This window comes from Pseudomonas sp. GW821-FHT05H12 (assembly GCF_059419385.1).
The window spans coordinates 17038-32320 of sequence record NZ_JBWKRS010000022.1 but is presented as its reverse complement, the minus strand read 5'-3'; the positions used below and the strand labels follow the sequence as shown (position 1 = coordinate 32320).

Below are 15283 nucleotides of genomic sequence, written 5' to 3'. Positions count from 1 at the left end.
CCTACTCCGCCGTCCACTCTTTACCGCCATGGGGCAGTTGGCCCACCGGGCATTCGGCGACACCGACGGTGCTGCGGGTGATTTTCTCGACATTCTCCTGAGCCTTCTGCGCATCCAGCACCCAGGTGCGGTAGAACTCGAACGGGCAGTCCGCCACGCCCTTGTCGCCATCGCCCGAGGCGTGCATGCCGGTGTAGCCCCGGTGCAGCAACTTGAACAGGTGGTTCTGCGACTGGTCATTGGCCCGCGCATCGCGGATCTGCGACACCGACAGTTGCGCATACTGGATGCCCATCTCCTCCTCGCCGCATTCGCCCAGGGTGCGCCCGTCAAAACCGATGATCGCCGAGTGGCCGAAGTACGAATACACCCCGTCGAACCCCGCCGCATTCGCCACCGCCACATAGCAGTTGTTGGCCCAGGCCATGCTCTTGGACATCTGCACCTGCTGCTCCTTGGCCGGGTACATATAGCCCTGGCAACGCACGATCAACTCAGCGCCCTTCATCGCGCAATCGCGCCAGATCTCCGGGTAGTTGCCGTCGTCGCAAATGATCAGGCTGATCTTCATGCCTTTGGGCCCGTCGCACACGTAGGTACGATCGCCCGGGTACCAACCTTCGATGGGGCACCAGGGAATGCACTTGCGATAGCGCTGCACGATTTCGCCGAGGTGGTTGATCAGCACCAGCGTGTTGTACGGCGCCTTGTGCGGGTGCTCTTCGTGGCGCTCACCGGTCAGGGAAAACACGCCCCAGGTGTTCGCCTGGCGACAGGCCGCCGAGAAAATCGCGGTCTCTTCGCCGGGAATGCTTGCGGCGGTGGCCATCATTTCATCATTGTCGTACATGATCCCCATGGTGCTGTACTCGGGGAACACCACCAGGTCCATGCCGGGCAGGCCCTGCTTCATGCCGACAATGATCTCGGCAATCTTCTTCGCGTTGTCGATGACCTCGGCCTTGCTGTGCAGGCGCGGCATCTTGTAGTTCACCACCGCGACACCCACGGTGTCCGGGCTGCTGGAAATGTCGCCATGACGCATAACAACGCTCCTGTTCTAGTGGCTGATCATCCACGGCCGTGGGCCGGTTTTGGTCTTGAGCCCCAAGGGGTTGGCCTTACTCGGCAGCACCTTTTTGCTCGTCCCACAGCAGCTGCAACCGGCCGGGTGCTTGCGGCTTTCCTGGTACTCGCCGACGGTTTGCGGCGCATGGCGGCTGCGTTCGTTGCCCTCGATGGCCTTGCGCTGGTTGCCCGACAGCGTTTGCAACGCGGGCGCGCAAATCAGCAGTTGCCCGCCCGGCCCGTCGCAATAGGGGCACTGGCTCGGTTCGTTGCGCTGGGCGATGGGCCGCAACATCGTGAAGGTGCCGCACGCCGCACAGGCGTATTCGTAGGTCGGCATGGCTACAGGTCCGGGGCGATGGGCAGGTCGATGCTGCCATCGAGAAACTTGGTCGGCCCGTTGGCGTTGGGGTTGATGTCGAACTCGAAGATTTCCGTGGGCAACCACAAGGTCGCGCAGGCATTCGGGATGTCCACTACGCCGCTGATATGCCCTTGTACCGGCGCCGAGCCGAGCAGCGCATAGCCCTGGGCCGGCGAGTAGCCGAACTTGGTCAGGTAGTTGATCGCGTTCAGGCACGCCTGGCGGTAGGCAACGTTGACGTCCAGGTAGTGCTGCTGGCCCTGTTCGTCCACCGAGATGCCTTCGAAGATCAGGTAGTTCTTGTAGTTCGGGGTGATCGGGCTCGGCTTGAACACCGGGTTCTTGATCCCGTACTTGGCCATGCCATCCTTGATCAGCTCGACTTTCATGTGCACCCAGCCGGCCATCTCGATGGCGCCGCAAAAAGTGATTTCGCCGTCGCCCTGGCTGAAGTGCAAGTCACCCACCGACAGCCCGGCACCCTTAACGTAGACCGGGAAAAAGATCTTCGAACCCCGGGACAAATCCTTGATGTCGCAGTTACCACCGTGCTCACGGGGCGGCACGGTACGCGCGCCGGTGGCAGCCGCATCGTCGCGTGCCTGGCCCTGCATCTTGCCCATGTGCGCCGTGGCCGCCAGCGGCGCGTTGGCCAGCGGCGGAACGCGGGTGGGGTTGGTGTCGATCAGTTCCTGCTCACGGCGGTTCCAGTCGGCGAGCATGACCGGGTCGGGCAGGCAGCCGATCAAGCCGGGGTGGATCAGCCCGGCAAAATTCACCCCCGGAATGTGCCGGGAGCTGGTGAACATGCCCTTGAAATCCCAGATGGCTTTTTGGGCGCTGGGGAAGTGATCGGTGAGAAAGCCGCCGCCGTTCTGGCGTGAGAAGAAACCGTTGAACCCCCACTGGGAATCGGCCTTGGCGCCGATGTCGAGCAGGTCCACCACGAGCAAATCACCCGGCTCGGCACCGTGCACGCCTACGGGGCCCGACAGGTAGTGCACGGTGGACAAATCCACGTCGCGCACGTCGCTGGCGTCGTCGTTGTTCTTGATGGCGCCGGCGGTCCAGTCGTAGGTTTCAAGGATGAAGTCATCGCCCGGCTTGACCCAGCAGGCCATCGGAATATCCGGGTGCCAGCGGTTGTGGATCTGCTCGTTTTCGGTGACAGGCTGGTTGAGGTCGACTTTGATCAGCGTTTCGGTCATGGACAGGCTCCTGGACGGATGGCGGGTGCGTGCAATCCAGTCTCAAGGGGCCAGGGAAAACGGGGAATACGTTGGATGACGTATAAAACCCAAGCGTGCGGTTTTATTCCATCAATTCGCTCAATGTCAGGGTCAGCAATTAGTGATTGGACGCGACGCCGAGGGGTGATTAGATTTCGCGAGACAGATAGCTTTTAGCCATCACCTCTAACTCCTTGAATATCGAGCCTTTCATGAAAAAACCTGTCTCGTTGGCAATGCGTATCGGACTGGGCTTTGCGTCCACCCTGTCGTTGCTGGTGCTGATCACTGCGGTCGGTATCCAGCGAGTGGGGTTTATCGACGGCACCCTCAAGGAGGTCGGTGAAAAAGCCGCCGTGGTGCAGCGCTACGCGATCAACTTCCGGGGCAGCGTGCACAACCGCGCCATCGCCATTCGTGACGCGGTGCTGGTCAAGGATGAGCCAGCGCTCAACCGGCACCTGGCCGAGATCGACCAACTCAAGCGCGACTATCAGGATTCCGCCGTGATGCTCGACCGCCTGTTCGCCAGCGCCGCCCCCAGCGCCGAAGAGGCGCGCCTGCTGGCCGATATCAAGGCCATCGAAACCCAGGCCCTGGCCTCCAGCGAACGGGTGATTGCCCTGCGTCGCGGCAACGACATCGCCGGCGCCCAGGACCTGCTGCTGGCCCAGGCATCGGCGCATTACACCGAGTGGCTCAAGCGCGTGAATGCGCTGATCGACTTCGAAGAAGCCCAGATCAAGCAACGCCTGGACACGGTGCAATCGGCCGCCAGCAACTTTGCCGTGCTGATGGTGCTGGCCAGCGCGATCGCAATCATCCTGAGCGTGCTGGTGTCGCTGCTGATCATCCGCAACATCAAGGCCACCCTCGGTGCCGAGCCGGAGGAAGTGGCCGAAGCGATCCGCCGCCTGGCCCAGGGCGAATTGAACCAGCCCATCGAAACCCGCTACCCCGACAGCGTCATGGGCATCCTGAAAAACGCCCTGGCGCGCCTGGGCGACACCATCACCGAAGTGCGCGCCGCCGCCCAGGCCCTGCGCCATTCCTCGGTGACCCTGTTGTCGGTGGCCAGCGACAACCGCCAGCAGATCACCCTGCAGACCAGCGAAGCCCAGCATGTGGCCGCCGCCATCACGCAGATGGCTGCCTCGGTCAGCGAGGTCTCGGGCTACGCCTCGGCGGCGTCGAAGGCCACCATCCTGGCCGACGCAGAAGTGGACAGCGGCCACCGCCTGGTGGGCGAAGTGACCGTGGCCATCGAAGAGTTGGCGACGATCCTTGAGCAAGCAACCACGCGGGTCAACCAGGTGTCCAGCGACAGCGAAAACATCGAAACCGTGATCGAGGTGATCAACGCCATCGCCGCCCAGACCAACCTGCTGGCGCTCAACGCGGCGATCGAAGCGGCGCGGGCCGGTGAGCACGGGCGTGGTTTTGCGGTGGTGGCCGATGAAGTGCGCTCCCTGGCCACGCGCACCCAGGAATCCACCCAGGAAATCCGCGACATGATCGGCAAGCTGCAAAGCGGCACCCAGGACGCCGCCGACATCATGCAGCGCAGCCGCAACCTGGCCCAGGTCACCGTGGCGCAGACCCGCGACTCTCAGGTGGCACTGGGCAAGATCAGCCAGGAAGTCGGCGCGATCAACGCGATGAACGCGCAGATCGCCAGCGCCTCGGTGCAGCAAAGCGCCGCTGCCGAAGAGGTGGCGCAGAACGTCACGCGCATCCACAGCTCCACCGTGCAATCGGCGGCCGGTTCCGAAGTGGTGGAAAGCTCCAATCAGGAATTGGCCGAGCTGGCGGACCGCTTGAGCACCAAGGTGGCGTTCTTCAACGTGGCCTAGAGCTTGTCGCGCCTCATCTGCATGGTCAGGGTGAAACGGTCTGCCGGGTAGACCGTTTCCGACACGGCAATCACCTCACCGGCGTCATCCCGGTACTGGCGGATGATGTTCAGCCCCAGTGCACCGCCCTGGGCCTTCAGACTGGCGGCCAGTTCGCTACTCAGCTGCACCGGCCGCACCTGCTGGTCGACCACATCGATGTGCCGCGCAAACGCCTTGCCGATCAACGCCGCGATCAACTCATCGGGGTGTTTGCGCGCTTCGGGGATCACCTCGGCGAAGGTCTGTTCGGCGTACACGTCGGTCCAGCACAACGGCGCATTGCCGTCGCCGGCATCCACCTTGATGCTCGACACGCAGAAGTAGTGCCCACCCGGCTCAAGCCCCAGGCGCCGGGCCAGAGCGATATCGGCGACGAATTCACGCACGCCCTGGATATCACGAATGTGGGTTTCGGCCACTTGCACCAGGTCGGCCACCGACGCCATCGCCTGGGAATAACCGCCCTTGGGTGACGACGCCTCGACCCGCGTGCCCACGCGCTTGCGCCGCGAGACCATGCCCTGCCCCTGCAACTGGTCGATGGCCGCGCGCACCGTGTGCCGGCTCACCGCGTACAGCGAACACAGCTCGAACTCCGTCGGCAACAACGACCCCACCGGGTAATGGCCGCTGCCAATCCTGTCGATCAAGTCCTTGGCCACCGCCGCATAACGCCTCTGGCTCACGCTTTCCATTTTTACCCTCGTTGTCGTGTTGACAGTGTATCAGCACAGGCGTAATCATAATGTACGGACATATTAATTATGTATGTTTTAAAAATAACAAATAGGACTTCGCCATGTCGAGTACCGTTTTTGATTCCGCCCTGTTCCGCGACATGTTCGGCACCGCCGAAATGCGTGGCGTGTTCTCCGACAAAGCGCTGATCGAGCGCTACATCGAAGTGGAAGTGGCCCTGGCCCGCGCCGAAGCCCGTTGCGGCGTGATCCCGAGCGAGGCGGCCGAGCAGATCACCGCGCTGTCACGCTACGAAGCCCTGGACCTGGCGCTGATGCAGCACGAGACCGAGATCGTCGGTTACCCGATCCTGCCGCTGGTGGAGCAACTGTCGAAGATCTGCGGCGAAGCCGGCCGCTATGTGCACTGGGGCGCCACCACCCAGGACATCATGGACACCGCCGTGGTCCTGCAGGTGCGCGCGGCCCTGGCGATTGTCGAGCGTGATATCCAGGCGGTACGCGGCCTGCTCGCCGGCTTGGCCGAGCGTTATCGCGACACGCCCATGGCGGGCCGTACCCACTTGCAGCACGCGCTGCCGATCACTTTCGGCTACAAGTGCGCGGTGTGGCTGAGCATGTTCGACCGCCACGCCGAACGCCTGTTGGAACTGCGCCCACGGGTGGAAATCGGCCAGTTCGCCGGCGCCGCTGGCACCCTCGCCTCCCTGGGCGACAAGGGCCTGGAGGTACAGCAAGCCTTGATGGCCGAACTCGGCCTGGGCGTGCCGCAAGCCACCTGGCACGTGGCCCGCGACGGCCTGGCCGAAACCCTGAACTTCCTCGGCCTGGTCACCGGTTCTCTGGGCAAGATCGCCCTGGACATCATGATGATGATGACCAGCGAGCTGGGCGAGGTGTACGAGCCCTTCGTCAAGGGCCGTGGCGCCAGCAGCACCATGCCGCAGAAGCGCAACCCGATTTCCTGCGAGCTGATGTACGCCGCCGCCAAGGGCGTGCGCCAACACGCAGGGCTGATGCTCGACGCAATGATCCAGGACTTCGAGCGTTCCACCGGCCCGTGGCAGGCGGAGTGGATCGCCATCCCCGAAGCCTTCGCCCTCAGCGCCGCGTCCCTGGGCCAGGCGACCTTCATGCTCGCAGGCCTGGAAGTGCGCCCCGAGCGCATGCGCAAGAACCTCGACATGACCCAGGGCTTGATCGTCGCCGAAGCCGTGATGATGGGCCTCGCCCCGGCCCTCGGCCGTCAGGTGGCCCACGACGTGGTCTATGCCGCCTGCCGCATGGCCAACGACCAGGGCACCAGCCTGCTCGACGCCCTGCTCGCCCAGGGCGAAGCCACGGCGCAACTGGACGTGGCCGAACTGCAACGCCTGACCGACCCGGCCAACTACCTGGGGCTGGCGCCGCAGATGGTGGATATCGCGCTGGCGCGCGAGGGTGCAGTCCCGCGCTGATCCAACACTCAATGCAAATCCAAATGTGGGAGCGGGCTTGCCCGCGATTGCGGTGTGTCAGTCACCGGATGCATTAGCTGACAGACCGCTATCGCGGGCAAGCCCGCTCCCACATTAGATCTACGGCGCTACACCGAACCATAACAACAACGAGATCACAGACATGTCATCCATCCCCGCCAAAAAACCGCTCTACAAGGACCTGACCTTCCAGGTCGTCGCCGCCATGTTCCTCGGCATTGCCTTCGGCTTTCTCGCCCCCGAGCTGGCCGCCAGTTTCAAGATCCTCGGCGATATCTTCCTCAAGCTGATCAAGACCGCCGTCGCGCCGCTGGTGTTTTTCACCGTGGTCCACGGCATCGCCTCGGCCGGTGATATCAAGCGCGTCGGCAAAGTCGGCCTGCGCGCACTGATCTACTTCGAAGTGGTGTCGACCATCGCCCTGGCCATCGGCCTGCTGTGGGGCAACCTGCTGCAGATCGGCTCCGGCATGCACGACGCCCACCCGAGCAGCGCTGCCGCTGCCGCGGCGAGTGCCGCCGTTGCCAAGGGCCATGCGCCGGCGTCGACCATGGACTTCATCTACGGCATCTTCCCCGACAACTTCGTCGGTGCCTTTGCCGGTGGCCAACTCCTGCAAGTGCTGGTGATCTCGGTGCTGTTCGGCTTTGCCCTGCTGGCCCTGAAACCCGAGCGCCGTGAAGTCATCGAAGACGGCTTGAACCGCATCTCCGAATGCTTCTTCGAATTCATCAACCTGATCATGAAGTTCGCGCCCCTGGGCGCCTTCGGCTCGGTGGCTTACGCGGTGGGCAGCAACGGCACTGCCGTACTGATGTCCCTGGCCAACCTGGTGCTGATGTTCTACGTGGGCATTGCCTTCTTCATCTTTGTGGTGCTGGGTGCGGTGTGCCGCTTGAGCGGCTTCAGCCTGTGGCGCTTCCTCACCTACATCAAGGATGAAATCTTCATCGTGCTCGGCACCGCCTCGTCGGAAAGCGCCTTGCCCCGCCTGCTGCAAAAACTCGAGAAGTTCGGCTGCTCCAAGCAGAGCGTCGGCCTGGTGCTGCCCACCGGCTACGCGTTCAACCTCGATGGCACCTCGATCTACATGTCGCTGTGCGTGCTGTTCATCGCCAACGCCTACGGCGTGCCCCTGAGCTGGGAGCAACAGCTGGGCATCATCGCGATCATGCTGGTGACGTCCAAAGGCGCGGCGGCGGTGTCGGGCGGCAGTTTCGTGGTGTTTGCCGCCACCGTCACGGCCATCGGCGTGCTGCCGGCCGAAGGCCTGGCCCTGCTGTTTGGCGTGTACCGCTTCATGTCGATGGCGATTGCCACCTGCAACACCATCGGCAACAGCGTGGCCACCGTGGTGGTGTCCAAATGGTCCGGCGAGTTCTCCCAGCAGACCGCCCAGGATGAATATCAACGCGTGCTCGGCCGAGCGGCTGGCGCGGCACTTTGACGGAGCAGCACGATGCCCACTCTGCGAATCGAACACGATGCGTTTGGCCCGGTGTCCATCCCGGCCGAGCGCTACTGGGGTGCACAGACCCAGCGCGCACTGGAGGTGTTCGGCGCCAAGCAGCCGTTCCCGGCCAGCCTGATCCGCGCCTTTGGCCAGCAAAAACGCGCCTGCGCCCGCGCCAATGCACGGCTCGGCGCACTCGCGCCCGCCCTGGCCGAGGCGATTGAGTTGGCCGCCCAGGACCTGGCCAACGGTCACTTTGACGCGCACTTTCCGCTGTCGATCTGGCAGACCGGCTCCGGTACCCAGACCAACATGAATGCCAACGAGGTGATCGCCAACGGCGCCAACCTGCGGCTCGGCGGCGAGTTGGGGAGCAAGTCGCCGGTGCACCCCAACGACCACGTGAACCGTTCGCAGTCGTCCAACGACAGCTTCCCCACGGTGATGCACCTGACCACCGTGCTGGAGTTGCGCGGTCGGCTGCTGCCTGCGCTCGGTCACCTGCGCAACGAGCTGAACGCCAAGGCCGACGCCTGGCAGGACGTGCTGAAAATCGGCCGCACCCACCTGATGGACGCGGTGCCGATGAGCCAGGGCCAGGCGTTCGGCAGTTTTGCCCAGCAGATCCACCACGGCATCGCGCGCATCGAGGCCTGCATGCCGCGCCTGCGCCTGCTGCCCCAGGGCGGCACGGCAGTGGGCACGGGGCTTAATACTCCCGTAGGCTTTGATGTGGCGTTTTGCGAAGAAATCAGCCAGTTGACCGGCGAGGCATTCCAGACCAACCCGTGCAAATTCGAAGGCATGGGCACCCACGATGCGTTGGTGGAGGTCTCCGGCGCGTTGAATGTGCTGGCGGTGTCGCTGACCAAGATAGCCAACGACATCCGCCTGCTGGGCTCAGGCCCGCGCTGCGGCCTGGGCGAGTTGATCGTGCCGGATGACGGCCTCACCTCCTCGATCATGCCCGGCAAGCGCAACCCGACCATCGCCGAAGTGCTGGTGCAGGCGGCCATGCAGGTGATGGGCAACCACACCACCATCACCCTGGCGGGCGCGTCCAGCACCTTCGAATTGAACGTGGCCAAGCCAGTGCTGATCCACAACCTGCTGCACTCGATCGAGGTGCTCACCGACTGCATCAGCCTGTTCACCCACAAGCTGCTCAACGGCCTGGAGGTCAACCGCCCGCAACTGGCGCGCAACGTGGAGCACTCGCTGTTAATGGCCACCGTGCTCAACCCGGTGCTGGGTTATGACCGGGTGGCGCAGATCACCCGCAAGGCCGCAGACGAAGGCTTGTCGCCCAAGGAAGCGGCGGTGCAACTGGGCTTCATGACCGCCGAGGAATACGCGCAACGCGTGCAGCCGGCCGCCATGATCCGCCCTACCCCATAGCCCCCGGCACCTGGAACCCACCGACCACCTCCGCAAGGTATTCGGCAAACTTGATCGTGGTGCGATCGGCAAACGGCGCACCGATGATCTGCACGCCTACCGGCAACCCCTGGCGTGTCAGGCCAATGGGCGCGCTGGTGGCCGGCAGGCCCATCAGGGTGGCCGGCGCAATCCACTTGTACAGGTCGGCGTAGTGACGCTTCTGGCCGTCAACCTGCAGGGTGCGCAGGCTGATGACCCTGGAGTGGTCATGGGCAAACGCCGTGGTGAAGGTGGGCGGCGCCAGGATCACGTCGACGTCATCGAAGGTCTTGAGGAAAGCTTCACGCAGGCGCAAGCCCGCCTCATGGGCCTTGAGCCAATCGGCATGGCCCATGGCGCTGCCCTGGTAGAACTTGTCGGCATGCTGCGGCGTGTCCATCACCCGGCCCAGTGCCCGCAACATCGGAGCCACCAACCCCATGAAACACCGCTTGGACGCTGGCAACGACACACCCAGCTCAGCGCCCAGTTGCAACAGGTAGGCGGCAAACAAGCGCTCCAGCGACGCCCCTTTGGGCGCGCCCTGCACCACCTCCACACCCGCCGCTTCCAGGCTCAGGCGCAATTGGCGGTAGGCCTCGGTCATGCCCGGGTCGAGGGGGCAATCGACATCGTCGGTCCACAGCAACACACGAAAGGTCTTCAGAGACGTAGGGCGCGGCGCTGGCAGCTGTAACTGCCAACCGGGTTGCCCGGCCGGTGGTGCGGCGGCGATCACGTCCAACATCAACTGCAGGTCGGCGGCACTGCGCGCCAAGGGCCCGACCACGTTCAACGCCCCCTCTGCCAGGTCACCCGGTGCTCCGGGGATATGCCCGCGCTGGGACACGATGCCGTGGGTGGGTTTGTGCCCATACACGCCGGTAAAGTGCGACGGGATGCGGATCGAGCCGCCAATGTCGCTGCCCAGTTCCAACGCGGTGAAGCCCGCCGCCAACGCAACCGCAGCGCCCCCTGAAGAACCGCCGGGTGTCAGCGCCAGGTTCCAGGGGTTGTGGGTGGTGCCGAACAGGCTGTTGTAAGTCTGGATATCCCCGGCCATGGTCGGCACGTTGGTCTTGCCGAACACAATGGCACCGGCATCTTCCAGGCGCTTGACCGCCACCGCCGACTGCGCCGGCCGATGCTCGCGCAACGCGGCGGCACCTGCGGTGCACGGCATACCGAGCACTTCAAAGGTGTCCTTGATAGTAATCGGCAAACCGTGCAGAGGCCCCAGCGGCAGGCCATTGCGCACTGCCGTGTCAGCCAGGTCGGCCTTGAGGCGCGCCTGCGCGAGGTCCAGGGTGACCACACTGTTGAGCGCCGGGTTGAGCATCTCCAGGCGCGCCAGGTAGCTGTCGAGCAAGGCGCGACTGCTTTGGCGGCCGGCCGCGATGTCGGCGAGCAGCTCGGTGGCGCTGCGGTAAGGGGTGTCGGTGCTCATGGGCGGCGGGCTCGGTGGTTGTTCAGGTCTACCGGTAAACACCTGAGCCCGCCCGGATATTCCATAGACGCCGATACGGTATGCGCCTGCCCGTTCAGGAAAGCGTTCGCCGGCCCCTCACCGCACCGGTGGCGCGTACTGGATACCGCCGTTGTTCCACAGGTTGTTCAAGCCCCGGTCGATGGCCAGCGGCGTCCCTGGCCCAAACGCACGGTTGAACACCTCGCCATAGTTGCCCACCTGCTTGACCACCTGCACCACCCAGTCCCGGGGCAGTTTCAGGTCCTTGCCGTACTCGCCATCGGCGCCGAGCAAGCGCGCCACGTCCGGGTTCCGGGTGGTCTTGGCTTGGGCCTCGACATTGGCCGATGTCACCCCGGCCTCTTCCGCGTTGAGCATCGCAAACAGCGTCCAGCGCACAATACTGAACCACTCATCATCACCGCGACGCACCGACGGCCCCATGGGTTCCTTGGAAATCGTCTCCGGCAGGATCACAAAGTCGGACGGCGTGGTCATCTGGCTGCGCTGGGCATTGAGTTGCGACTTGTCCGCAGTGATCACGTCACAACGCCCGGCCTGCAAGGCCTTGGCGGTTTCTTCGGAGGTGTCGAAGGTGATCGGCGTGTACTTGAGCCCGTGGCTGCGGAAGAAGTCCGAGGTGTTCAGTTCGGTGGTGGTGCCGGCCTGAATGCAGATCGACGCGCCATCCAGTTCAGTGGCACTGCTCACCCCCAGCTTCTTGTTGACCATGAAACCGGCACCGTCGTAGTAGGTGACGCCGGTGAAGACCAGGCCCATACCGGCGTCACGGGAGCTGGTCCAGGTGGTGCTGCGCGACAGGATATCGATCTCGCCAGACTGCAACGCGGCCAGGCGCTCCTTGCCATTGGTGGGGGTGAACCGCACCTTGCCCGCATCGCCGAACACCGCAGCGGCCACCGCGTGGCAGACGTCCACGTCGATGCCCTGTTGCTTTCCATTCTTGTCGGGCACTGAGAACCCCGGGATGCCGTCGGACACCCCGCATTGGATAAAGCCTTTCTTGTGAATCGCATCCAGGGTGGCGCCGGCCTGTACCAGGCCACTGGCACCCAGGACGGCGCCCGCAATCATCAAACGCGTGAAGGTTTTCATTGCCCATCTCCGTGGTTATCTGCTTGGGAAAACGCGTGTTCAAGGTCGGCGATCAGGTCGTCGACGTGCTCCAGGCCGATGTTGAAACGCACCAGCCGATCGCCGTACTGGCGCACATCGCGGTTAAGGTTGAAATGCGGCGCCACCAGGCTGGTCACGCCGCCCCAGCTGTAGCCGAGGTGAAACAGGTTGAGGCGGTCGATGAAGTCCAGCAGCGCCTCGCCCGACAGCGTCGGGCGGAACACCACCGAAAACACGCTGGTGGAACCGGTGAAGTCGCGCAGCCACAACGCGTGACCCGGGCAATCGGGAAATGCCGGGTGCAATACCCTTTCCACTTCGGGGCGGGTCTTGAGCCATTGCGCCACTTGCAAGGTGCTGGTCTGCAAATGAGCCAAGCGCACCCAAAGGGTCTGCAGGCCGCGCAAGGCCAGGCTGCAATCGTCGGGCGAGACCGCCATGCCCAGCAGCGAACGCGCCTGGCCAAGGGCCTGGTAATACACTTCGCTGCGGGTCGACACCGAGCCCAACAGCAGGTCGCTGTGGCCGCCGATGTACTTGGTGAGGGCTTGGATCGACACGTCCACACCGTGGGCATAGGCGTCGAAATACACCCCGCTGGCGTAGGTGTTGTCCAGCGCCAGCACCACGCCCGCCGCCCGCGCCACTTCAGCAATAGCGGGCACGTCCTGGATTTCCATGGTGGCCGAGCCCGGGCTCTCACACCAGATCAGGGTGGTGTTGGGGCGGATCAACGTAGCGATCTCGGCGCCGATCATCGGGTCGTAGGTCTGCACCGCGATGCCCAGCCTGGCCAGCAGGTCACGGGCCAGGTCGTTGTTGGGGCCGTAGGCGCTCTGCGGCACCAGCACATGGTCACCCGCACCGCAGAAAGCGAAGTACACCAGGGCAATCGCTGCCTGGCCGCCCGGAGTGATGAAGCAATGCTCGGCGCCCTCCAGTTGGGCAACGCGCGCGGCCAGCTCCAGGCTGGTGGGCGTACCGTGTAGGCCGTAGGCATAGGGCACGCGCTCGGGGCACCAGTCGTCGCGCACTTCGCGGGCACTGGCAAACAGGGTGGTGGAGCCGCGATGGGTGGCCGTGGCCAACGAGCGAAAACCGCCGGGTGCGCGGGGCGTGGGGTCGAGCAAGGTGGTTTGGATATGGCGAGGCATTACAGGGGTTCCACTTCCAGATGATGGAAAAAATCATAGGGAGTGGCACCACTGCGGCGATTGAACGTTCTTGCGCTTTACGAAAATAAACTCAGCGCCAGCGACCCGGCGTCACGCCAAAGCTTTTCTTGAAATGCCGGGTGAAATGGCTGAGGTCGGCAAAGCCGCTGGCACTGGCTACATCGGTGGCGGGCACGCCGTCGCGCAATAGGTGCAGGGCCAGGTTCAGGCGATATTGATTGCGCCAGGCATGGGGTGCCAGACCGGTTTCGCGGCTGAACAGGCGCGCCGCGTGAAACGTCGATAAGCCCACCTCCCCGGCCAGTTCGCTCAAGGTCAGGGGCTCGGCCAGGTCGCTCATCAAGCGCGCCTTGAGGGTCTCGACACGCGCCGCATCGCGCAGCAAATGCGCCACCGGCGGGCGCTGCCCGGCATGGCGGATCAACAGGGTGGACACCGCATCGAGCAACGCGTGCTCGGCACCAAGGGCGTCGTCCGGCTGCTGCAGGGCGTGGTGGGCCCGCAGCATTTTGCGGGTCAGGTCGGGGTCGCGCAGGATGTCGTCACGAAACCACGGCAGGTCGCACGGGCGGTCGCACAGGTCATTCATCACCTGTTGCACGAAGTTGATCGGCAGGTAGAACACCCGGTATTGCCAGCCACCGTCCATGGCCGGCGAACCGGTGTGCACCTCACCCGGATTGAGCACCGGCACGCAGCCCGCATCGGCCACGTGACGGCTGCCACGGTAGTCGTAACGCTGGGCACCGGCTTCGATCACCGACACGGTGTAGGTGTCGTGCCAGTGCGCCGCGAAACGCTGTCGATGGTAGGTGGCACTCAGCAGGTCGGCGTCCGGCAGGATCGGCGAACGCCAGTACCTCACGGAATCGGCGGTGGTCATCGGGCAGCCCTCCTCTGAGCGAATACCGAGCACCGCCGCCACCGATCAGGCTTTGCCGAACGGTGCGAGCGCCCTGGCGATGGTGCCGGCCAGGCCGCGACCACTGAGGTGGCCCGGGTCCATGTCGGGGTTGTAGATGGTGAATTGAATGCCAATGGCCTGTGGCGACTGCATGGCCGTGCGCAGCGTCGTGGCCAGGTCGTCCCAGGAGAAACCGTCCGGCTGCGGGTGGTCACAGGCCCACATGATGCCCTGGTCCAGCACGTCGACGTCCACGTGAATCCAGAAACCTTCCGGGCCGTCGACACGGGTCAGGTGGGCCACCGCTTCTTCAGCAGCAGTTTGCGTGCCGAGTATGCGCACTTCGTTGCGGTTGAACGCCAGCAGGTCTTCGGGGATCGGCTGGCAACGGTTGCGCGCCTGGATCGCACCGTCGCGGTAGCCGAACAGCACCACATCGTCGTCACGCAACAGTGGACGGCGGCCTTCGATGTCGGCCACCACCGCCGGGCCACGGCCGGTGGCATAGCCCAGGTCGCTGGCCGACGCGGCGCCGGAGATCGGGTTCTTTTCGGCCTCATAGAAGTCTGCATGGCCGTCCAGGTAAAACAGCCCGAAGCGCCCACGGCGGCGCAGCGACAACAAGGTGCCCAGCAGGATCGAGCAATCGCCGCCGATCACCACCGGGAACTCGCCCTTGTCCAGCACCTCCCCTACTTTATTCGCCAGGGTGATGGAGTATTCGTTGATGGCGTGGGGGTTCATGATCTGGGTTTCCGGATCGCGCTCCTCGCGCCACGGCGGCGACTCCACGCGGCCGGCGTGGCGCGCCCCCAGCCGCTCGGCCAGGCCGGCCTTGAGCAGCACATCCGGCATGCGGGCCACGCCCAAGTGAGTGGGGATATGCCCGAGCACGGACGGGGCTTCAATGATTGCGAAGTTACGCATGGAACATCCTCTCTGGTGTGTTCAACGGCATGGCGGCTGGTTTTTATCGATGTGCCGCTACACCGGGA

Annotated in this window: 13 protein-coding genes; 4 read left to right on the top strand and 9 right to left on the bottom strand. The window is 64.1% G+C overall.

The window, feature by feature from the left end; genetic code table 11:
• Position 1: 1 nt before the first annotated feature.
• From AC07SU_RS19490 to fmdA, 3 genes are read right to left on the bottom strand one after another with little or no spacing between them, the layout of a single operon-like run.
• Positions 2 to 1045, bottom strand: coding sequence for an aliphatic amidase (locus tag AC07SU_RS19490; protein ID WP_494997938.1), 1044 nt, complete (start codon positions 1043 to 1045; stop codon positions 2 to 4).
• A 15-nt stretch (positions 1046 to 1060) separates the two neighbouring features.
• Positions 1061 to 1408, bottom strand: coding sequence for an FmdB family zinc ribbon protein (locus tag AC07SU_RS19485; RefSeq protein WP_176996521.1), 348 nt, complete (start codon positions 1406 to 1408; stop codon positions 1061 to 1063).
• 2 nt (positions 1409 to 1410) lie between these two features.
• Positions 1411 to 2640 (bottom strand): formamidase, encoded by a 1230-nt coding sequence (gene fmdA, locus AC07SU_RS19480; protein ID WP_494997937.1) that lies wholly within the window; start codon positions 2638 to 2640, stop codon positions 1411 to 1413.
• Between the two features lie 233 nt (positions 2641 to 2873).
• Here fmdA and AC07SU_RS19475 point away from each other — a divergent pair, with 233 nt between their 5' ends.
• Positions 2874 to 4514, top strand: a complete 1641-nt coding sequence (locus AC07SU_RS19475; RefSeq protein WP_494997936.1) for a methyl-accepting chemotaxis protein — start codon at positions 2874 to 2876, stop codon at positions 4512 to 4514.
• On the opposite strand, the gene AC07SU_RS19470 is transcribed toward AC07SU_RS19475, so the two are convergent.
• A complete protein-coding gene (locus AC07SU_RS19470) occupies positions 4511 to 5242 on the bottom strand; it encodes a GntR family transcriptional regulator (protein ID WP_494997959.1) in 732 nt (243 codons plus the stop codon). The genes AC07SU_RS19475 and AC07SU_RS19470 overlap by 4 nt on opposite strands.
• A gap of 113 nt (positions 5243 to 5355) precedes the next feature.
• Between AC07SU_RS19470 and AC07SU_RS19465 the strand changes: the two genes are divergently transcribed.
• From AC07SU_RS19465 to AC07SU_RS19455, 3 genes are all read left to right on the top strand, one after another.
• Entirely contained in the window at positions 5356 to 6711 is a 1356-nt protein-coding gene (locus AC07SU_RS19465; protein ID WP_494997935.1) for a class-II fumarase/aspartase family protein, read from the top strand.
• A gap of 163 nt (positions 6712 to 6874) precedes the next feature.
• On the top strand, positions 6875 to 8179 hold the full coding sequence (locus tag AC07SU_RS19460; protein WP_494997934.1) for a cation:dicarboxylate symporter family transporter: 1305 nt from the start codon (positions 6875 to 6877) through the stop codon (positions 8177 to 8179).
• Between the two features lie 12 nt (positions 8180 to 8191).
• The gene (locus AC07SU_RS19455) at positions 8192 to 9583 is read left to right on the top strand and encodes a class II fumarate hydratase (protein WP_494997933.1); all 1392 of its coding nucleotides are present in this window, start codon (positions 8192 to 8194) and stop codon (positions 9581 to 9583) included.
• Here the strand turns inward: AC07SU_RS19455 and AC07SU_RS19450 are convergent.
• From AC07SU_RS19450 to AC07SU_RS19430, 5 genes are all read right to left on the bottom strand, one after another.
• Positions 9573 to 11051 carry an amidase family protein gene (locus AC07SU_RS19450; protein WP_494997932.1) on the bottom strand — a complete coding sequence of 493 codons (1479 nt, stop codon included), beginning with the start codon at positions 11049 to 11051 and terminating at the stop codon, positions 9573 to 9575. The genes AC07SU_RS19455 and AC07SU_RS19450 overlap by 11 nt on opposite strands.
• A 117-nt stretch (positions 11052 to 11168) precedes the next feature.
• Complete coding sequence (locus AC07SU_RS19445) at positions 11169 to 12188, bottom strand: amino acid ABC transporter substrate-binding protein (RefSeq protein ID WP_494997931.1); 1020 nt, start codon at positions 12186 to 12188, stop codon at positions 11169 to 11171.
• Positions 12185 to 13363: a cystathionine beta-lyase gene (locus AC07SU_RS19440; protein ID WP_494997930.1), complete on the bottom strand. Its 1179-nt coding sequence runs from the start codon at positions 13361 to 13363 to the stop codon at positions 12185 to 12187. The genes AC07SU_RS19445 and AC07SU_RS19440 overlap by 4 nt, the downstream gene beginning before the upstream one ends.
• Before the next feature lie 91 nt (positions 13364 to 13454).
• Positions 13455 to 14267 (bottom strand): AraC family transcriptional regulator, encoded by an 813-nt coding sequence (locus AC07SU_RS19435; protein WP_494997929.1) that lies wholly within the window; start codon positions 14265 to 14267, stop codon positions 13455 to 13457.
• A 45-nt stretch (positions 14268 to 14312) separates the two neighbouring features.
• The gene (locus AC07SU_RS19430; RefSeq protein WP_176996530.1) at positions 14313 to 15215 is read right to left on the bottom strand and encodes an arginase family protein; all 903 of its coding nucleotides are present in this window, start codon (positions 15213 to 15215) and stop codon (positions 14313 to 14315) included.
• Positions 15216 to 15283: the final 68 nt, after the last annotated feature.